The following is a 19234-nucleotide window of genomic DNA, read 5'->3' as shown; positions in this document are numbered from 1 at the left end:
GGTCGCGTACGCGGGGGCCGCGCCCGCCGCGCCGGTCAGCGCGCCGGAGGCGGCGAGCCCGGCGCCGAGCAGGCCCGCCCGGCGCAGCAGCGCGCGGCGCGAGGACTGCTCGGGGGAGAGTTCCGCGTCGGGCACGGAGGTGTCGAAGGCGGCCGGCAGCGGGGCCGTCGTCCCGTGGCCGTGCGTGTGCCCGTCGCCGTGGCCGTGCGTGTGGCCGTGACCGTGATGGTGACCGTGTCCCATGAGCCCTCCCGGAGTTCCGCTGCCTTCGCCGCCGACGGCCCGCGCAGCGCCCGTCCGTGCCCGGCCGCCTGCCCGCGTACTGGTCCGGGAGGCGCGTTTTCGCGCCACGCGGGACCACGCCGCCCGAGGAGAATCGACGCGGGAGATGAACGCGGCGCGACCGGCGTGTGAGCGCCGGGCGTCTCCGGTGCGGCGGCTCGCCCCGGCCCTTCGCTGTTTCCTCAACGCCCCTTGTTCGTCACACTGTTGGCGCAGAACCTCCGCCCCCTCCTGACCGGAGACGTCCCCACCATGAGAAGACTGATCGGCACCCTCGCGGCCGCGGTGTTCGCCGCCACCGGCCTCGTCTCGGCCACCGCTCCGGCCGCCTCGGCGGCGCAGCCCGCCGCGACCGGCACGTTCGACGTCCTGACGTACAACGTGGCCGGGCTCCCCGAAGGGCTCAGCTCCAGTCATCCGGCGGTCAACACCCCGCTGATCTCGCCCCGGTTGGCGCCGTACGACATCGTGAACGTGCAGGAGGACTTCAACTACCACGCGGCGCTGTACGCGGGCGACGACCACCCGTACCGCACGGCGACCAGCGGCGGCGCGGGCATCGGGGACGGGCTCAACACGCTGTCGCGGTACCCCCTCGACGACTTCGAGCGGGTCGGGTGGAACAGCTGCACCGGCACCAACTGCCTGACGCCGAAGGGCTTCACGCTGGCCCGGCTGCGGCTGGCCGAGGGGGTGTACGTCGACCTGTACAACGCCCACCCGAACGCGGACGACACCGACGACGCGCTCGCCGCCCGGCGGGCCAACATCGCGCAGCTCTCGGCGTTCGTGCAGGCCAACTCGGCGGGCAACGCGGTGATCGTGATGGCCGACACCAACACCCGCTACACGCGGGCCGGGGACAACATCAGGACCCTGGTGCGCGACAACGGGCTCACCGACGCGTGGGTGAAGCTGGTCAGGGGCGGCAGCGAACCGGCGCAGGGCGCGGACGCGCTGCTGTGCCCGGCGACGGCGCCGCCCGACACCTGCGAGGTCGTCGACAAGATCTTCTACCGGGGCAGCAGGCTGGTCTCGCTCGACGCGACCCGCTACCACGACGACTGGGCCGCGTTCCTGGACGCGGCCGGGGGCAACCTGTCCGACCACTTCCCGCACACCGCCGGCTTCTCCTACACGGTCAGCCCGGCGCTGCGGGCCAGCGACTTCTTCGGCGGTCCGCACGGCACCGCGTTCAACGACGCCGCGACCCTCCCGGCCACCCCCTCGCCGCGCACCCTCACGCTGCGCGGCGGCGCCCGGCTGGACGCCGTCCGTCTGGCCCACGACGGCGGCTCGGCCCCGGTGCACGGCGGCACCGGCGGCACGGCGACGTCCCTGACCCTCGCCACCGGCGAGCACCTCACCTCCGTCCGGCTGTCCCAGGGGCAGAAGGACGGCAGGACGCGGGTCTTCTCGGCCGCGTTCACCACGGACCGGGGGCGCACCCTGTCGGCGGGCACCGCGACCTCCGACACCAGGACCTTCACGGCCCCGGCGGGCTGGCAGATCGCCGGGTTCACCGGCCGGGCGGGCGACGAGGTCGACAAGCTCGGCGTGCTGTACGCGCCGATCGCCTGAGCCTCCCGGCCCCTGCCCCGCTCCCCCGGCGCCGGTCCGTGCGCGACGCCCCCGCTGGTCCCGGTCCCGTAGGCTGACGGCCAGGACACACGGGTTTCAGGAGACGTCGATGCCCCGAGCGGGTCTCACCACCGACCTCGTCGTCGCGGCGGCCGCCGACCTCGCCGACGAGGTGGGGTTCGAGCAGCTCAGCGTCTCCGCGCTGGCCCGGCGCTGCGGGGTGCGGGACGCGAGCCTGTACGCCCATGTGCGCAACCTCCAGGATCTGCGCACCCGGGTGGCGCTGCTCGCGGGCGGCGAGCTGATCGACCGGATCGCGGTGGCCGTCGCCGGACGCTCGGGCAAGTACGCGCTGACCGCGTTCGCCGACGCCTACCGCGCCTTCGCGCTGGAGCGGCCGGGCCGGTACGCGGCCACCCAGGCCCGGATCGACCAGGCGCTGATCGCGGACTCCCGCGCCCTGCGCCGCACCGCCGAGATCACCTACGGCATGCTGCGCGGCTACGGTCTCGCCGAGCCCGATCTCACCGACGCCGTCCGTCTGTTGCGCGCCACGTTCCACGGCTACTGCGCCCTGGAGGCCACCGGCGGCTTCGGGGACCCGCGCGAGGTCGACCGCTCCTGGGAGAAGGCGGTGGCGGCCCTGCACCTCGCGCTGGAGAACTGGCCGCGCGAGCAGACGCCGGCCGGCTGAGCCGCGTCACCCGGCGAGGACCGTCCCCGGGCCGGACGGCGGACCCGGCCCGCGCGGGAAGGGCGTCCCCGCGCGGGGACGTTGACCCCGCCCGGCCGGAGGGGAGTTCAGGACACCTCGACGCCCTCGTCCGTCCCGGTGCCGTCGCCCCGGACCTCGTCTCCTCCGCAGAACCGGACCCGGGTCGTGGTCCCCGGGCCGCTCCAGGTCACGGCGAGTCCGTCGGCGCCGTCGGCCCGCACGGTCACCGTGCCGGGGAGCGGGGCGGGGTCCGGGTCGGCGGTGAGGCGCACGAGGGCGGCGAAGAGGCCGGTGCCGGTGGCGGTGAGCGTCCCGGTCAGCTCCTCGGTGAGGCCGACGGCGGGCAGGATCTCGGCGCGCGCGTCCGGCCCCGCCGTCCAGCCGGTGATCCGCACGGGCGTACCCGGCGCACCGCCCGTCACCCGGTGCGCCCGCACCTCGACGGCGCCGCGCGCCAGCACCACGTTGGTCACCCGGGCGCCGCCCGCCGCCGTGTGCCGGGACGCGGCCCAGCCGTCGCCGACGCCCAGCGGGACGATGCCGGTGCGGGCCGCGTCACCGTCCAGCAGGACGCTGTTGTCGGCATCCCCGGTGCCGGACGGCGCGGTGCGGGTCGAGTAGGCGAGGCGGGTGTAGTGGGGGTCGTAGCGGACGTCCTCACTGCCGTGGTTGTGCAAACGCACCAGCCCGTCGGAACGGGTGGACTGGAGCAGCCAGTTGGGCGCCCGCACGGCCGTGACCGCGTCGGCCTCCTCCACCGGCGACGGCTCCTCGGTGGCCGTCCAGACCGGATGCCCGGCGGGCAGCAGCAGGCCGAGGAAGCCCTTGCTCGCCCAGTACGGGGACGCCGGGCCCGAGTAGCCCTGCAGGACCGTCTCGTCGGGGCCGTGCCAGCCGAGGGTGAGCAGGCCGCGTTCGTCGACGGCGCCGTGGTCGAGGAAGTGGCGCAGCGCGCCGGACGCCAGCCGCCGGGTCCGGCCGGGGGTGAGCGGGGTGCGGCCGGTGAGGGCGCCGAGCCAGAGCGGGGCCGTCGTGGCGAACCGGTAGGTGAGGGAGCGGCCCTGGCGCAGCGGGGCGCCGTCCGCGCCGAACAGGCGCGCGTAGTCGTCGAGATGGCGGGCGAGCCGGTCTCCGTAGTGGTCCAGCAGGCGCGCGTCGTCGGCCAGCCAGGCGTGCAGCACCGGGTAGAGGTGCATGGCCCAGCCGTTGTAGTAGTCGAACTTGCGGCCGTCGCCGTCGGTGTACCAGCCGTCGGCGACGTACCAGTCCTCGATGCGGGACAGGCCCCGGTCGATCGCGGCGGCGGACGCCTCGGGTTCGTGGCCGATCTCCTGGAGGAACCCGCCGACCATGACCGGGAACAACTCCCAGTTGCAGGGCCAGGGTTCGGCGGTGAGGGCGTCCGTCAGCCACTGCGCGGCCCGCTGGCGCACGCCGTCGTCGAGGCGGTCCCAGAGCAGCGGGCGGGTCAGCCGCAGGGCGAGCGCGACGGACGCGGCCTCGACCAGTGGCTGGCTCCTGTCCTCGATCCGCGGCCAGATCCCGCCGACCCCGGCGGCGAGGCCGTCGGCGTACCGGCCGAGGACGGTCTCGTCGCGGCGGAAGGCGGCGAGCAGCAGGGTGCGGGCGTACCCCTCCAGGCCGTCGGAGAGGCGGCCCGACCAACTGGTGTGGGTGCCGGGGAGGTCGTAGAGGGCGCCGCCCCCGGTGGCGTACGGCTCGACGGCGGCGAGCAGGGCGTCGGCCGCGCCCTCCCAGTGGGCCCGGGTGAAGCCGGTGCGGGGGCTGCGGGCACGGTCGTCCGGGGGCAGGCGCATCGGTTCGCTCTCCAGGTCGGCCGGTGAAGCCTGGGGCGCCCCGGTTCCGGTCGGGACGCCCCAGGGTCTCGTCACACCCGCACCAGGGCCGCGGGCACCAGCCGCAGGGCGAGCAGTTCGTCCCTGACCAGGCCCGCGTACACGGTCGCGCCGTGCACGGAGGTGTGGGTGTTGTCCTTGTTCTCGTCGTACAGGTAGAGCGACTTGGAGGCTTCCGCTCCCCGTGACTCCACCAGCGCCTTGGTCCGCGCGGTGAGGTCGATCAACGGTACGCCTTCCTCGGCCGCCACGGAGCGGATGACGGCAGGATGGTTCACACCGAGTCCGTTGACGAGCAGTGCGGTGTCGTTGTCCAGGGTGCCGTCGGCATTGAACCAGCGGCGGACGATGGGTGTCACCAGCACAGGTCGGCCACCTCGGGCGCGGACGCCGTCGACCAGGGTGGTGAGGTTGGCGCGGTAGGTGGGCTCGTCGGTGGTCTTGTCGTTGTGGGCGAGCTGGATCAGGACGAGATCGCCGGGTCGGATCAACTGTCGTACGGTGTCCCACAGTTGCGGGTTCCCCAGATAGGTGACCGTACTCTCCCCGGAATCGGCGCGGTTGGCGACGGAGAGGCCCGCGCGCAGGTACGGGGGCAGTTGCTGGCCCCAGCCCGAGTAGGGGGCGCCCGGCTGGTCGCAGACCGTGGAGTCGCCGACGAGGAGGATCTGCCGGGCGTGCCGGGCCGGGGTGACGCGGATGTCCGCGAGGGCGGGGGCGGCGCCGCCGACGACCAGGTCGAGTCCCGGGCTGCCGTCGGGTCCCGTCGGTTCGCCCTCGGGGGTGCGGACGTCCACGGTGAAGGCGCGGGCGACGCGCCGCCCGGGGGCGGCGGCCGTCTCGGGGAGCAGGGAGCGCCGGGTCTCGCCGGTGACGGCGGTGCTGGACGCGGTGTCGCCGCCGAGCAGCACCCGGACGTCGTAGGCGCCGGGCGGGACGTCGAAGTGGCAGACCCCGGCGGCGCAGTGGTCGATGCCGAGGGCGCGGCGGTCCTGGTGGGCCTGCGCACGGGCGGGCGCCGAGGTCAGGGCGGCGCTCAGGGTCAGCGCCACGAGGACGGCGGGGGCGAGACGTCTCATCAGGGCTCCTCGAACAGGTCGGCAGGCCTGGCGACGGGACCGTACCCCCGAAGAACAAGCGCTTTCTACCCCCTGGACCTTTTCCGCTGAACTGCCAACTCCCAGGACACGAAAGCCCTTTCGCGAAGACGGTTCGACTGGCACTCTCACAGCACCCGCACCCCCACCTCCCGAAGGAGGCACCCCCATGTCCGAATCCGTGCAGAACGCGGTGGGACGCCGCGCCTTCGTCGTCGGCGGCGCGGTGGCCGCCGGCGGCGCGGTCCTCGCCGGACCGCTCGCCCGCACGGCCTCCGCGGCGGCCTTCGGCTGGAGCGACGACGGCTCCCAGTACGTCGTCGACACCGGCGCGAACCTCGTCGTCAGGATCAGCAAGACCACCGGCGACCTGACCTCGCTGGTCTACCGGGGCACCGAGTACCAGGGCTACGGCGGCATGAACTCGCACGTCGAGTCCGGCCTCGGCACCTCGACCGTGACCATCGCCCAGTCCGGCTCCACCGTCCTCGTCTCCGTCGGGCACGGCACCCTCAGGCACTACTACGCGGTCCGCAGCGGCGAGAACAACGTCTACCTCTGGACGTACAAGGCCGACGCCTCGGTCAGCGCCACCCGCTACATCGTGCGTGTCAGGCCCGGCCTGTTCCTCAACGACGAGCCCGATTCCTACACTTACGCGCCGACCACGATCGAGGCGTCCGACGTCTTCCGGAAGTCCGACGGCCAGACCCGCTCCAAGCACTACGCGCGGCTGCGCGTCGCCGACTACGACCACGTCGGCTGGAGCACCGGCACCGTCGGCCTGTACCTGGTGCGCTCCAACCACGAGAAGGCGTCGGGCGGCCCGTTCTACCGCTCGCTGCTGCGCCACCAGAGCGCCGACGGCGGCGGCCTGTACGAGATCCTCTACTACGGCGAGAACCAGACGGAGGACCAGCGCTTCGGCCTCCAGGGCCCCTACGTCCTCGCCTTCACCGACGGCGGGGCGCCGTCCTCGGCGCTGTACCCCGCCGCCCTCACCACCCCCTGGGCCGACGGGCTCGGCATCTCCGGGTACGTGCCGGCGGGCGGGCGGGGCCGGGTCGCGGGCGTCGGGATCACCGGCCGGAACACGGCGTTCACGTACACCGTCTCGCTCGCCAACGCGGCCGCCCAGTACTGGGGCCAGGCGCGCGCGTCGGACGGCTTTTTCTCCGTTCCCGGGATGCTCCCCGGCACCTACACGCTCACCGTCCACAAGGGCGAACTCGCCGTGTACAGCACCTCGGTGACCGTGACGGCGGGCGGCACGACCACCCTCAACACCCTCGCGATCCCGTCCTCGAACGACCCGGGCAACGCGAGCGCGATCTGGCGGATCGGCGACTGGGACGGCACGCCCCGGGGGTTCAAGAACGCGGAACTGATGACCTACGCGCATCCGTCGGACGTCCGGGCCGCGTCCTGGACCGGGAACGTGGTGGTCGGCGGCGGCACCGAGACCTCGTCCTTCCCCTGCTACCTGTGGAAGGACGTCAACAGCGGCATCGTCGTCCACTTCCGGCTGACGGCGGCCCAGGCGGCGGCCGCGCACACCCTGCGGATCGGGGTGACGACCGCGTACGCCAACGGCCGCCCGCAGATCACCGTCAACGACACCTGGACCTCCGCCGTCCCCTCCCCGCCCGCCCAGCCGAGCACCAGGTCGCTGACCGTGGGCTCCTACCGGGGCAACAACCACACGTTCACCTACAGCGTTCCGGCGTCCGCCTGGCTGACGGACACCGGCGCCTACAACACGCTGAGGATCTCGGTGGCGAGCGGTTCGGGGACGACGTCGTTCCTCAGCGCGGGCACGTCGATCGACGCGATCGACCTGCTGGCCTGACGTCAGGTGCCGCGCGTCCACTGCTGGTTGGCCGCCCCGTTGCAGGGGTAGGTGATGATCGCGGCGGAGTTGGCGGTGGACGCGCCGGACACGTCCAGGCACTCGCCGCCTGCCCGGGACTTCACCACGACGTACGCGCCGGACGCGGTCACGCTCCACTGCTGGGCGGTGGCGCTCCCGCAGTCCTCCTGGGTGACGTTCGCCGCGTTCTCCTGGAGGCACAGCGAGCTGCCCCGGCCGACCAGTTGGTAGTAGCCGGTGCCCAGGTCCTTGAACCACCACTTCTGGTTGGCGCCGCCGTTGCAGGTGTACTGGCTGATCGCGGCGGCCGCCCACAGCGACTGGTTCGGCACGTCGGCGCACTTCGAACTGCCGCGTCCGATCAGGGTGTTGTAGGTGGCGGCGGTCGGGGTGAGGGTCCCCGCCGCGGTGTCCACGCCGAGCTGCGGGGACCAGGACATCGACAGCGAGGTGGCGGTCGGGAAGGTCAGCGGCAGCCACACGTAGCGGGAGTCGTTGACCGTGCCGCCGAAGGAGTTGCCCCAGCGGTCCCCCATGTACAGGTACGAGGTGCCCGAGGTGCCCTGCACCGGAAGCACGTACGCCGTCTGCGAGTTGAAGGCGGTCGCGTCACCGACGTCGGTCATCGCCGTCCACGGCCCCGCCGGTGAACTCGCGGTGGCGTACTGCTGCTGGTTGGCGCTCCAGCCGGTCGCGCCCGACGTCAGCATGAAGTAGACGCCGCCGCGCTTGAAGAGGGCCGGTGCCTCCCGGTGGCCGCCGGGCCAGGGGTTGGCGACCCGGCTCGCGATGCCGGTGTAGTCGGCGGTGAGCCGGTAGATGTGCAGGTCGTAGTTCTCGTTGGCGGCCGACACCATGTACCCGGTGCCGTCGTCGTCGACGAAGGTGGTGAGGTCCCGGGACATGTAGGAGTCCAGCGGCCGGAAACTGCCCCGGTAGGTGTAGCTGCCGTCGACGGTCGTCGAGACGGCGACGGCCGCGCGGGCCTCGCCGTAGTCGGTGCCGTTCTCCTTGTGCATCCACATCACGAAGGTGCCGTTGGCCGCGTTGTAGACGACCTTGGGCCGCTCGATGTAGGCGGTGGCGAGTTCGGAGGCGCTGGACCGGGTCAGGGCGCGGTTCCTGAACTCCCAGTTCTTCAGGTCGGTGGAGCGGTAGACGTCCACGGAGCGGAACGTGTTGTCGGCGTTGCGGTCCTCGCCGAACCAGTAGTAGAAGGAGCCGACCTTGAGGACCCCGCCGCCGTGCGCGTGCAGCGGGTTGCCCGAGGCGTCCTTGAACTGGACGCCGTTGGCGACGGTCTGGGTGGCGGCGCGGGCGGGCCCCGCGGTCACCAGCGCCCCGGCGAGGGCGCAGACCAGGGAGAGCAGGAGGGCGTAGACACGTCGGGTTCGCACGCGTTCTCCTTCGCGGAGGCGGGACCGGTGGCCGGGTCGGGCACCGGAACCGGGGGTGGGGGTGGCGGCCGGACGCGGGCCGCGGGGGTTCGCGCGGACGGGCGGTGCGGGCGGATCAGGAGCGCGGCTCATACGCTGCCTCTCGACGGTTGTTCGAGATTGCGAATGCCATCTGCCATGACGAACGCCGAAAAGGTAAGGGTGAGCAGGGAGGAGGTCAACGGGTCCGACGGGACGAAGGGCGGCCCGGCGGCGGACGGCGGCCTCCGTGCTGGCTGGACTACCGTCGGTGTATGACCAGCGACACCGACCCGCCCCGCTCCCCCGGGCCCGCTGCCGCGCCCGGCTCCTTCGCCGCCGCGCTCGCCTCCGGGACCCTCGTCCTCGACGGCGGCATGTCCCACCAGCTCGCCGCCGCCGGACACGATCTGAGCGACGAGCTGTGGTCGGCCCGGCTCCTGCTGGAGCGGCCCGAGGCGATCACCGAGGCGCACCTCGCGTACTTCGCGGCGGGCGCCGACGTGGCGATCACCGCCAGCTACCAGGCCACGTTCGAGGGGTTCGAGAGGCGCGGCGTCGGTCACGGCGACACCGTCCGGCTGCTGGCGCTGAGCGTGGAGCTGGCCCGGGAGGCGGCGCGCCGGGCCCGCGCCGACCGTCCCCTGTGGGTCGCGGCCTCGGTCGGCCCGTACGGCGCGATGCTCGCGGACGGCTCCGAGTACCGGGGGCGGTACGGGCTGGGCGTCGACGCGCTGGAACGTTTCCACCGGCCGCGCCTGGAAGCGCTGGCCGCGGCCCGGCCCGACGTGCTGGCCCTGGAGACCGTGCCCGACGCCGACGAGGGTCGGGCACTGCTGCGGGCGGTGCGCGGGCTCGGGGTGCCGGCCTGGCTGTCGTACAGCGTCGACGGCGACCGCACCCATGCCGGGCAGCCGCTCGCCGAGGCGTTCGCCCCGGCCGCCGAGGCCGACGAGATCGTCGCGGTCGGCGTCAACTGCTGTGCGCCCGGGGACGTCGAGGGCGCCGTCGCGACGGCTTCGCGGGTCACCGGCAAGCCGGTCGTCGTCTACCCGAACAGCGGCGAGTCCTGGGACGCCGACGCCCGCGCCTGGACCGGCCGCACCACCTTCACCGCCGCACAGGTCACCGCCTGGCGCGACGGGGGCGCCCGCCTGATCGGCGGCTGCTGCCGGGTGGGCCCGGAGGCGGTGAGCGAGATGGCACGGGTGCTGGCGTGACGCGGGCCGAGCCCGATCCGGTGACCGCCGCCCACCGCCGTCGCCGTCAGTGGCGGCGGACCGAGCCCGGCAGGCGCAGGCGGCGCACGACGGATCGCAGCTCCGTGGCGCGTGCCGCCGTCCGGTCGGCGGGGGCGGGCGCGGGGGGCGTGTCCGGGCGGGCCGCGTCCGCCGCCCACAGGGCGATCTCCGCGTCCCGCGGGCCGTGCGCGATCGACGGGCCGTCGGTGCCGAACATCCGCACCGGGTGGGAGGCGTCCCAGTGCCGCCAGCCCGGGTCGCCCTCCACCACGAAGCGCACCCACGCGGCGTGCATCTCGTCGGCCAGCTCCTGCGGCGCTCCCTCCCCGGCCAGCCTGCGGGACTCGGGGACGTCCCCGGTGTCGAAGACGAAGCCCAGCTCCAGGGCGTGGCAGGCGCCGAGCCCGGGAAGGTTCGACGGCCAGCCGAACTCGTACACGTACGACGTGTCGGGGCGGGCGTCCGCGAGCCGGTGCAGCGGGATGCGCAGCAGGTGGTCCGTGACGAGCTGGCCGACGATCTCGGCGGCCCCGGCGTCCGGGTGCAGGGCGCGGTAGCCGCGCGGCACCTCGTGTCCGCAGTGGCAGCGGGCCATGGCACCGGCCAGGGCGATCGCGCCGAGCCGGTCGACCCGTTCGAGCAGGCCGCCGGGGACCAGCCAGAGGCGGTACTCGTCCTTCGTCCAGCCCAGCATCAGGTCCACGTCCCGGGCCGCGTCGCCGTCGACCAGGGCCTCCAGGGGCTCGCGCGGGACCAGGTCGCCGTCGACGACCAGGCCGAACGTCGGGCCGCCCAGGACCGGGCTGCTCAGCCGTCCGACGTCGGCCTGGGCGCGCAGCAGCAGTTCGCGGTCGACCTCCGCGAAGGCCGCCGCCGTGGCCGGGACCTTCAGCCGCGCCGCCATCCGGCGCACCATGCGCCGCACCTTGTCCCGGTCGAACGCCTCGGGCGGCCCGCTCTGCAACACGGCCCGGCGCACCAGGCCCTGGGCCTGCGGGGCGGCGAGCAGGGCGCCGATGCTGATGGCGCCCGCGGACTGCCCGCACAGGGTGATCCGGTCCGGGTCGCCGCCGAACGCCGCGATCGACGCGTGCACCCAGCGCAGTGCGGCGAGCTGGTCGCGCAGCCCCGGGTTGGCGGGTGCGTCCGGGAAGAGGCCGTAACCCTCCACGCCCAGGCGGTAGTTGACCGAGACGAAGACGACGCCGTCACGGGCGAACGGCCGTCCGTCGTAGACCGGCACGGCCGCGGAGCCGCGGGTCAGGGCGCCGCCGTGCAGCCACACCAGGACGGGCAGACGGGCGCCGGGGCCCGGTTCGGGGGTCCACACGTTGAGGTTCAGGCAGTCGTCGCCCGGCACCACCGGATCGGCCAGCAGCTTCGCGAACGCCTCGGAGTACGGCGGTTTCGGCGGCGTCGGCCCGAAGGCGCCCGCGTCCCGGACGCCGTGCCACGGCTCGGGCGGCTCCGGGGGCCTGAACCGGCGGGGGCCGAAGGGCGGGGCCGCGTAGGGGACGCCGCGGAACACGGCGATGCCGCTCTCCATCCGCCCGCGGACCGCGCCGTAGGGGGTCGCGACCACGGGGTCCTGTCGGGGCGGGGCTATGTCCGTCCGGTCCGCTGTCATCCGTCGATCAGCCTCCTCGCCGTGCCACCACACCGCTGAACACCACAGCACCACAGTTCTCCCGGGTATTCCGGCGGAGAGAGCCGCGAATGGGCTGGTCGGGGTACGGGAGGGGCCGAGGGCGGGGTGCGGGAGGGGGCCGGGACGCCCGGCCGGCGGGCGGTCGGCGCGGGGTTCCGGGCGTTCCGGGTGCGGGCGGCCCGAGGAGCCGCGGCCCTTCCCGGGTCGGCGCGCCGAATCCAGGGTAGGAAGCGCTTACTCCCCGGTCGGCGACACCTCTGCCGGGGAGACACGGTGATCGAGACTTTCGATGGCCCCCGGGCGGGCCGAGAGGCGGTCCTTCATGGTCCGTTCGGGAAGTGCGCGGGTGGCGGTCGGTCCCACGCTCGCGGTGGTGGCGCGTGAGGCGGGAGTCTCCGTGCCGACCGCCTCCAAGGTCGTCAACGGGCGCGAGGACGTGGCGCCCGAGACGCGCCGCCGGGTGACGGAGGCCCTGGACCGGCTCGGCTATGTGCGCAGACCGCGGTTCGACGTGGCCAAGGTGCCCGGACTGGTCGACCTGGTCGTGCACTCCCTGGACACCTCCTGGTCGGGCGCGGTGCTGCACGGGGTGGAGGCCGCGGCGCACGACGCCGGTCTCGAGGTCGTGGTGTCGGCGGGGGTCGACCGCGCCAGGGGCGGGCGTCCCGAACGGAGCTGGCTGGACAAGCTGATCGCGCGCGGATCGTCCGGAGTCCTCTTCGACCTGGCCGAGTTGACGTCGGCGCAGTACGCGTGGCTGGAGCAGCACCGCATCCCGTTCGTGCTGATCGACCCGGTGCGGGAACCGCCGCCCGGCGTCGTCTCGGTCGGCGCCGCGAACTGGCGGGGCGGGGTCACCGCGACCGAGCACCTGCTCGGCCTGGGGCACGAGCGCGTCGCCGTCGTCGCCGGGCACCAGCACACGGTGTGCAGCAGCGCCCGGGTGGCCGGTTACCGCTCCGCCCTCGCGTCGGCGGGGCTGCGGCACCGCCCCGAGTACGTGCGGCACGCCGGGTTCGACGAGAGCGTCGCGCACCGCAGGACGCTGGAACTGCTCGACCTGCCGCAGCCGCCGACCGCCGTGTTCGTCTGCTCGGACCGGATGGCGCTCGGCGTCTACGAGGCCCTGTCCGAACGGGGGTTGAGGGTGCCGGACGACATCAGCGTCGTCGGCTTCGGCGACCTCCCCGAGTCCGGGTGGCTCTCCCCCGCCCTCACCACCGTCCGCCAGCCCCTGTCGGAGATGGCGGCGACGGCGCTGCGCCTGCTGGTCAGGATGATGGACGGGGACCGCCCCGAGAGCACCCGGACGGAACTCTCCACCCGGCTGGTCCGACGCTCCAGCACCGCCCCCGTCGGCGGCCGTCCGGCGAGGGAGGCCGAGGGGCGGACCCGCGGGCGGGAGACCGGGGGACGGGCCCGCGGCCGGGAGACCTGGGGGCGGGCCCGGGAACGGGCGTGACACCACGTGGCACCGCATGGCGCCATCTGACACCGAGTGGCACCACCTGACACCATCTGGCGCCACGTGATGCCATCCGGCGTCGCATGACACGTACCGCCCCCACCAGGCACGAGACCCCCACCCCCAGCCTCGCCAGCACTGAACACTTGCAAGTGGCGCCATGATGGTGCCACTATGGCGCCATGGACCTCACGCCCTACGTCGACACCCTTCGCCGCGAACTCGCGGTGGCCGCCGAGGCCGGTGGGCCGGAAGCCCGCGCGCTGGCCGAGCGGCTCACCGCTCCGCTGGAGTCGGCGACCCGCCTGACGATGCTCCACGTGCTCTCCGCCGCGATGGACGAGATCACCCGTGAACTCGCCCCGGGCTCGGTCGACGTACGGCTGCGGGGGGTCGACCCGGACTTCGTGGTGACGCGTCCGCCCGGCGAGCGGGCCGCCGAGCCTCCCGAGGCCAGGGGCGGCGGCGCCGAGGCGCTCAGGGCTCCGGCCGACGGCGACGACGGCGGCACCGCGCGCGTCAACCTCCGGCTGCCCGCGCATCTCAAGGCGCGGGCCGAGGAAGCCGCGGGCCGGGAGGGCCTGTCGGTCAACGCCTGGCTGGTGCGGGCCGTCTCGGGCGCCGTCGACGGCGGCACCCCGGGACGGACGGCCGAGCGGACCCGCGCCGACCGCGCCGTCGGACAGAACTTCACGGGCTGGGTGCGCTAGCGCCGTGACCGGAACGGTTCGCCGGTGAACCTCTCCGGTCAGGGCACTGGCCCCCACCCGGCTCCACCTCACCTCCTTCACACCGCGTCCCACCTGCGGGAACGCGGCCACGACCCCAGAGGACGGGACAGTCATGCCTTCTTTCGACACCCCTGAGCCCATCGCGACCGCCGCCCACGTGGACGCGGGCTCGATCCGCATCGTCGCCTCCGACCGGCCCGACACCGTCGTGGAGGTGCGGCCCCGCGACCCGAAGAAGGACCGGGACGTGCAGGCCGCCGCACAGACCGAAGTGCGGTGCGGGAGCGGCCTGTTGAGCATCCGGACGCCCAAGGGGCGGCTGCTCGTGGGGCCTTCGGGCACCGTCGACGTGACGGTCGAACTGCCCGCAGGATCCCCGGTGGAGGCGACCGGCTCCTGGGTCCAGGTGCACGGCGAGGGCAGGCTCGGAGAGGTCCGGGTGAAGACCTCGTCGGGCGATGTGCGGCTCGACAGCACGGGTCCGCTGCACGTGACGGCCGCGCACGGCAACATCAGCGTGGACCGGGTCGGGGGCGACGCCGAGATCACCACCAGCTCCGGCAGCCTGCGCGTCGGCACGGTCGACGGCGACGCCGTCCTGAAGAACTCGCACGGCACCACGACCGTCGGCACCGCCCTGGGCGAACTGCGGGTGAGCGGCGCCCAGGGCGACATCCTCGTCGACCGGGCCGCCGGGTCGGTCACCGCCACCACCGCCCACGGCACCCTGCGCGTCGGCGAAGTGGCCCGGGGGAAAGTCCAGTTGGAGACCGCGCACGGGGCCATCGAGGTCGGGGTCCGGGAGGGCACGGCCGCCTGGCTCGACGTCAGCTCGGGCTCAGGGCAGGTGACCAACTCCCTCGCCACGACCGAGGGTCCCGCCGACGCCGAGGACACCGTCGAGGTCAGGGCGCGCACCCGGTACGGCAACGTCGACATCGCCCGCGCCCGGGGCTGAGCACGGCCCGGCGGACGCCCCCGAGGTCGGTGCGCAGCCGTCCGGCGCGGTCGGCCCGGTGGACGTCGGTGACGTCGGTGCGTAGTCGTGTGACGCCCGGATCGTAGCGACCTGTCGGCTTGATGGGGGCTGGAAGCAGTGCAGGTACGGGCTTCCACGGATCAAGTGTCGGCGTACCGACCGCAAGACCGGCAGAACCACCGGCACGACGGTCTGTGCCGTGGTCGGTTCGACTGCCGCGCAGGCCATCCCGGTCCTGCTCGTCCAACTCGTACGGGATCACCGGAAGATGGAGGCCCTGCACCACGTCTGCGACACCACCTTCGCTGCTTCGCGCCGGTAGGAATCGTGTCATCAAGCGCGACGCCGCTCACGCGGACGGCACCGACGAGTGACGGACTGACGGACTGACGGACGTCATGGGGTAACCGTGTGGACGGCGCTGACCCGCAGGAACTCCAGGCGTTCGGCGTCGGGGCTGCCTGCCGCGGCGGTGTACACGGTGATCTTCAGGTCGGAGCCCGGAACGGTCAGGACGTCGCAGGCCAGGGCGAGTTCACCGGTGAGTCGGTGGTGCATCACCTTGCGGGAGGTGACGTGTCGCCCTGCTGCTCCTGAGTTCCACAGGTCGCGAAACCGCGGGCTGGCGTCGCCGACCTCCGCGATGAGGGAGCGAAGGTTCTCATCCTCAGGATAGGCGGTCACGGCCTGGCGCAGGTCGGCGATGAGGGCCCGCTCGTTGCCCTCGTCGGGTCCATGCATGTTCGCCCATGCCGGTGCCTGGCAGAAGGTGGCCCGGATCACGTTGCGGTCGGTCGCCGGCCGTCCGGCCGGGTCGCCGTTCAGGGCGCTCCAGAGCGCGTTCCACGTGATGAGGGTCCAGTCCGCCGCGAAGACGGCCACCGGGTAGTCGACCATGCGGGTGATGAGGCGCTGGACACCAGGGGGAACATGCACCGGTACGGTGCGGCCGGACGGCACTGGGAGCCCGGCAGCCTGGTAGAGGACGGCGGTTTCCTGCTCGTCGAGTTGCAGGGCCCTGGCCAGCGCTGCCGCGATCGCCGCACTGGGACGCCGGGACCGGCCCTGCTCCAGGCGTACGAGATAGTCGGCGCTGACCCCGGCCAGGCCCGCCAGTTCCTCACGACGCAGTCCAGGGGCCCGGCGCCTGCCGTGTGCGCTCAGGCCGACGTCGGTGGGCGAGCATCGGTCACGCCAGGCGCGCAGCAGGTCACCCAGATCATTCTCCGCAGACGACATGCCCCCATGATGGGCGCGGCACCGCCGGTTTACCTGGTAACGCCGTTCCTACGGTAGCGGCGGGCACTGGCTACCCGGCTCCAGCCCGACGAACCTCGACCTATGACGAACCCTCTTGCCGGCCGCACCGCCGTCATCACCGGATCCAACAGCGGAATCGGCCGTGCCACCGCCCGATCCCTCGCCGAGCAGGGCGTCCGCGTCATCCTCGCGGTCCGCGACCTCGACAAGGGCCGCGCCGCCGCAGCGCAGATGCACGGCCCGACCGAGGTGCGCCGACTCGACCTCGCCGACCTGTCCTCAGTGCGAGACTTCGCCAAGGCATTCACCGATCCTGTCGATCTGCTGATCAACAACGCGGGCGTCATGATGCAGCCGCTGGGGCGTACGGCTGACGGCTTCGAACTCCATTTCGGTATCAACCACCTGGGGCACTTCGCACTCAGCAACCTGCTCCTGCCACACATCAGAGGGCGAGTCGTCACCGTCGCAGCCGGCGGCCACCGGGCCGGAACACTGGACTTGGACGACCCCAACTGGGAGCACCGGCCGTACAAGCCGTTCGCCGGCTATGCGCAGTCAAAGCTCGCCAACATGCTCTTCACCGCCGAACTCCAGCGCCGCCTCACCGCGGCCGGCTCCGATGTCATCGCCACCGTCGCCAACCCCGGTCTGGCCGACACGAACCTGATCAGCCACGCCAGCAGCACACGTGTCCGCATCATGAACGCCCTTCTGCGTCCCCTGTCACAGGACGAGGACGGTGGCGCACACACCACGCTCTACGCGGCCACCGCCGACATCCCGGGCAACAGCTACATCTCCCCGAGCGGCTTCCTGGAGGCCCGCGGCCTCCCCGAGATCGCCGGCCGCTCCAAGGCTGCCCAGGATCCCGAACTCGCCCGCCGCCTCTGGACCCTCTCCGAAGAATCGACCCGCACCGCATTTCCCCTGACCATGCCGGAACACCCCCGCGGACAGAGGTGACCACACGACAAGGGAGTGTCCAACAGACGGCGGATCCGATGATCAAGGAGACACCTGAAATGAGCGAGACCATCAGCGAGCACGAGACGGTGGAGGAACCGGTCGTCGAGCTGGTCGATGGTGAAAAGATCAAGCTTGGGGTGTTCCTGGACAATGCCCGGCGTCGGGCTGCCAAGCTCAGGCCCAGGGCTTCGGGTAGTCGAGTGATGCGCGGTCGTGGCGGACTGTTGGCTCAACGGCGGTGTTCTCGGAATGTGACAGGCACGGCTTCCGGAATTTCGTAGGGGTGACGCTAGGCGTCGCCCGGACCGCCGGGCAAGCCATTCCCCGGGTTTCACTCCCAAAAAGGCGGTCAAGCACCACAAAGCCGGGCCATATAAAGCAGCGATAAGAAATGCACCGACAGGACGGGTGCGCTGTTCCCGGCTTTTCATTCGAGCGGCAGAGAACGCGTGCGGTCAGCGGGCGGCGGCCCAGGCGATGCCGCCGCGCAGGTGCTCGCGGAAGGCCGGATCGTCGTACGCCTCGGCCGTGTGGCCCAGGGCGGTGTAGAAGACGCGGCCACCCGCCTGGTCGCGGCACCACGCGAGGGGATGGTCGGCGCCCATGCCGCCGCCGGTGTACGAGGTCTCGTCGGCACGGAGCAACACCCGTGCCCCGGAACGGGGGTTGGAGCGGAAGTCGTACCACTCGTCGGTGAACTCCCAGACACCGGGCAGGTGTCGGGTGGCCGGGTGGTCGCCGTCCTCCACGAGGACCCGGCCCGGCTGGAGGTCCGGGTGGCGGGCGAAGCGGGCGCCCAGCAGGTCGCCGTAGTACGGCCACCCGTACTCGGTGCAGGCCGCCGCGTGCACCCCGACGAAGCCGCCGCCCCCGTCCACGTAGGCGGCGAGCCGGGTCCGTCCGGCGGGGGTGAGCACCTCACCGCTGGTGGAGAGGAAGACGACGGCCGCGCAGTCGTCCAGGTCGCCTTCGAGGGCGGCCGGGTCCTCGGTGTGCTCCACCGGGTGCCGGGAGAGATCGCGGACGGCGGCCACGGCGGCCGGGATGGAGTCGTGCCGGTAGTCGGCGGTCCGGGTGAGGACGAGCAGTCGCGAGGTCATGCGGACGAGCCTAGGACGCGGGTGGGGGCCGCGGACCGGCTCGGCGGCGCCGGAGGGGGAGCCCGCGGTCCGTGTCCGATTCCTTCAAGACCGCGCCTCGCTGACCCTCCTACCGTGGCCGCATGACTCCACGATTCGCCGTGCTCGGCCTGGTCGTCCGTGACCTGGCCGCCTCCCTCGCCTTCTACCGCCGTCTCGGCCTCGTCTTCCCCGTGGACGCCGCGTCCCAGCCGCATGTCGAGGCCGTGCTGCCCGGCGGCACGGTGCTCGCCCTGGACACCGAGGACACCGTCCGCTCCTTCCACCCCGGCTGGCGGCCACCGGCGGACACCGGTCGAGCCTCCCTCGCCTTCCGCTGCGACGGACCCGCCGAAGTGGACTCCCTGTACGCGGAGTTGGTGGCGGCCGGGTACCACGGCGAGCTGAAGCCCTGGGACGCCGTCTGGGGGCAGCGGTACGCCACCGTCCACGACCCGGACGGCAACGGCGTCGACCTGTTCGCTCCCTTGCCCGGCTGGCCGGTACACCCGGAGCCACAGCGTTAGGGCGCCAGCAGGTCCCGCAGCGGCAGCCCGGTCAACTCCCTGACGTCCCGGGCCAGATGCGCCTGGTCGGCGAAGCCGGACTCGGCCGCCGTCCGGGCGAACGGTGTTCCGGCGCGGGCCAGGCGCAGCGCCCGCTGGAGCCGCAGGACCCGGCCGAGGGTCTTGGGTCCGTAGCCGAAGGCGGCGAGCGAGCGGCGGTGCAACTGACGGGCGCCGAGTCCGAGTTCGTCGGCGGTCGCGGCGACCGGGCGGCCCGCGTCGAGGGCGCCGACGAGCCGGGTCAGGAGCGGGTCGGGCGCGGGGGCGTCCGCCGCGATCCGCAGCGCCACCGCTTCGAGCCCGTCCGCCGGGTCGCGGGCCGCGGCCGCCTCGGCGGCGAGGCGGCGGACGGCGGTGGCGGGCCACAGGTCGGCGAGGGCGACGCGCCGGTCGCGCAGTTCGTGGGCCGGGACGCCGAGCAGGCCGGGCGCGGTGCCGGGG

At 73.3% G+C, this 19234-nt stretch carries 18 protein-coding genes and 1 pseudogene; 11 read left to right on the top strand and 8 right to left on the bottom strand.

The window, feature by feature from the left end; translation table 11 throughout:
* Nucleotides 1-243, bottom strand: a pseudogene (locus GA0115242_RS11460) (histidinol-phosphatase); the annotation flags it as partial.
* Nucleotides 244-534: 291 nt separating this feature from the next.
* Here GA0115242_RS11460 and GA0115242_RS11455 point away from each other — a divergent pair.
* Both GA0115242_RS11455 and GA0115242_RS11450 read left to right on the top strand, forming a co-directional pair.
* Nucleotides 535-1863 carry a jacalin-like lectin gene (locus GA0115242_RS11455; RefSeq protein WP_093827291.1) on the top strand — a complete coding sequence of 443 codons (1329 nt, stop codon included), beginning with the start codon at nucleotides 535-537 and terminating at the stop codon, nucleotides 1861-1863.
* A gap of 109 nt (nucleotides 1864-1972) precedes the next feature.
* Nucleotides 1973-2557: a TetR-like C-terminal domain-containing protein gene (locus GA0115242_RS11450; protein WP_093827289.1), complete on the top strand. Its 585-nt coding sequence runs from the start codon at nucleotides 1973-1975 to the stop codon at nucleotides 2555-2557.
* A 107-nt stretch (nucleotides 2558-2664) separates the two neighbouring features.
* Here GA0115242_RS11450 and GA0115242_RS11445 read toward each other — a convergent pair whose 3' ends face one another.
* Together GA0115242_RS11445 and GA0115242_RS11440 are read right to left on the bottom strand one after the other, a co-directional pair.
* Complete coding sequence (locus GA0115242_RS11445; RefSeq protein WP_093827287.1) at nucleotides 2665-4395, bottom strand: DUF2264 domain-containing protein; 1731 nt, start codon at nucleotides 4393-4395, stop codon at nucleotides 2665-2667.
* A gap of 71 nt (nucleotides 4396-4466) precedes the next feature.
* A complete protein-coding gene (locus tag GA0115242_RS11440; protein ID WP_093827285.1) occupies nucleotides 4467-5513 on the bottom strand; it encodes a rhamnogalacturonan acetylesterase in 1047 nt (348 codons plus the stop codon).
* Nucleotides 5514-5700: 187 nt separating this feature from the next.
* Between GA0115242_RS11440 and GA0115242_RS11435 the strand changes: the two genes are divergently transcribed.
* A complete protein-coding gene (locus tag GA0115242_RS11435; RefSeq protein ID WP_093827283.1) occupies nucleotides 5701-7380 on the top strand; it encodes a rhamnogalacturonan lyase B N-terminal domain-containing protein in 1680 nt (559 codons plus the stop codon).
* 2 nt (nucleotides 7381-7382) lie between these two features.
* On the opposite strand, the gene GA0115242_RS11430 is transcribed toward GA0115242_RS11435, so the two are convergent.
* Entirely contained in the window at nucleotides 7383-8798 is a 1416-nt protein-coding gene (locus GA0115242_RS11430) for an RICIN domain-containing protein (protein WP_256089412.1), read from the bottom strand.
* Nucleotides 8799-9091: 293 nt separating this feature from the next.
* Between GA0115242_RS11430 and mmuM the strand changes: the two genes are divergently transcribed.
* Complete coding sequence (mmuM, locus tag GA0115242_RS11425) at nucleotides 9092-10036, top strand: homocysteine S-methyltransferase (RefSeq protein ID WP_093827279.1); 945 nt, start codon at nucleotides 9092-9094, stop codon at nucleotides 10034-10036.
* 46 nt (nucleotides 10037-10082) lie between these two features.
* Here the strand turns inward: mmuM and GA0115242_RS11420 are convergent, their stop codons facing one another.
* Entirely contained in the window at nucleotides 10083-11684 is a 1602-nt protein-coding gene (locus GA0115242_RS11420; protein ID WP_176729798.1) for a carboxylesterase/lipase family protein, read from the bottom strand.
* A gap of 343 nt (nucleotides 11685-12027) precedes the next feature.
* Between GA0115242_RS11420 and GA0115242_RS11415 the strand changes: the two genes are divergently transcribed.
* The 4 genes from GA0115242_RS11415 (at nucleotide 12028) to GA0115242_RS41550 (ending at nucleotide 15202) form a co-directional block, all read left to right on the top strand.
* The gene (locus GA0115242_RS11415; RefSeq protein WP_093827295.1) at nucleotides 12028-13167 is read left to right on the top strand and encodes a LacI family DNA-binding transcriptional regulator; all 1140 of its coding nucleotides are present in this window, start codon (nucleotides 12028-12030) and stop codon (nucleotides 13165-13167) included.
* A gap of 185 nt (nucleotides 13168-13352) precedes the next feature.
* The gene (locus GA0115242_RS11410; protein WP_093827275.1) at nucleotides 13353-13880 is read left to right on the top strand and encodes a hypothetical protein; all 528 of its coding nucleotides are present in this window, start codon (nucleotides 13353-13355) and stop codon (nucleotides 13878-13880) included.
* A gap of 133 nt (nucleotides 13881-14013) precedes the next feature.
* Nucleotides 14014-14859, top strand: a complete 846-nt coding sequence (locus GA0115242_RS11405) for a DUF4097 family beta strand repeat-containing protein (protein WP_093827273.1) — start codon at nucleotides 14014-14016, stop codon at nucleotides 14857-14859.
* Nucleotides 14860-15079: 220 nt separating this feature from the next.
* Nucleotides 15080-15202 (top strand): hypothetical protein, encoded by a 123-nt coding sequence (locus GA0115242_RS41550; RefSeq protein WP_256089411.1) that lies wholly within the window; start codon nucleotides 15080-15082, stop codon nucleotides 15200-15202.
* Between the two features lie 74 nt (nucleotides 15203-15276).
* On the opposite strand, the gene GA0115242_RS11400 is transcribed toward GA0115242_RS41550, so the two are convergent.
* Nucleotides 15277-16119 carry a helix-turn-helix domain-containing protein gene (locus GA0115242_RS11400; RefSeq protein ID WP_093827271.1) on the bottom strand — a complete coding sequence of 281 codons (843 nt, stop codon included), beginning with the start codon at nucleotides 16117-16119 and terminating at the stop codon, nucleotides 15277-15279.
* Between the two features lie 102 nt (nucleotides 16120-16221).
* Between GA0115242_RS11400 and GA0115242_RS11395 the strand changes: the two genes are divergently transcribed.
* A complete protein-coding gene (locus GA0115242_RS11395) occupies nucleotides 16222-17106 on the top strand; it encodes an oxidoreductase (RefSeq protein ID WP_093827269.1) in 885 nt (294 codons plus the stop codon).
* Nucleotides 17107-17165: 59 nt separating this feature from the next.
* The gene (locus tag GA0115242_RS40310) at nucleotides 17166-17390 is read left to right on the top strand and encodes a hypothetical protein (protein WP_141721577.1); all 225 of its coding nucleotides are present in this window, start codon (nucleotides 17166-17168) and stop codon (nucleotides 17388-17390) included.
* Between the two features lie 174 nt (nucleotides 17391-17564).
* Here GA0115242_RS40310 and GA0115242_RS11390 read toward each other — a convergent pair whose 3' ends face one another.
* On the bottom strand, nucleotides 17565-18209 hold the full coding sequence (locus GA0115242_RS11390; RefSeq protein WP_093827267.1) for a ThuA domain-containing protein: 645 nt from the start codon (nucleotides 18207-18209) through the stop codon (nucleotides 17565-17567).
* Nucleotides 18210-18331: 122 nt separating this feature from the next.
* Here GA0115242_RS11390 and GA0115242_RS11385 point away from each other — a divergent pair, with 122 nt between their 5' ends.
* The gene (locus GA0115242_RS11385) at nucleotides 18332-18754 is read left to right on the top strand and encodes a VOC family protein (RefSeq protein WP_093827265.1); all 423 of its coding nucleotides are present in this window, start codon (nucleotides 18332-18334) and stop codon (nucleotides 18752-18754) included.
* On the opposite strand, the gene GA0115242_RS11380 is transcribed toward GA0115242_RS11385, so the two are convergent.
* The coding region (locus tag GA0115242_RS11380) for a helix-turn-helix domain-containing protein (protein WP_107461400.1) at nucleotides 18751-19234 on the bottom strand (484 nt) is incomplete at its 5' end. The two genes, GA0115242_RS11385 and GA0115242_RS11380, sit on opposite strands and share 4 nt — an antisense overlap.

It is taken from the genome of Streptomyces sp. SolWspMP-5a-2, assembly GCF_900091845.1.
GTDB lineage: Bacteria > Actinomycetota > Actinomycetes > Streptomycetales > Streptomycetaceae > Streptomyces > Streptomyces doudnae.
The sequence above is the reverse complement of the archived record's forward strand: the minus strand, read 5'-3'. Positions and strand labels throughout refer to the sequence as shown.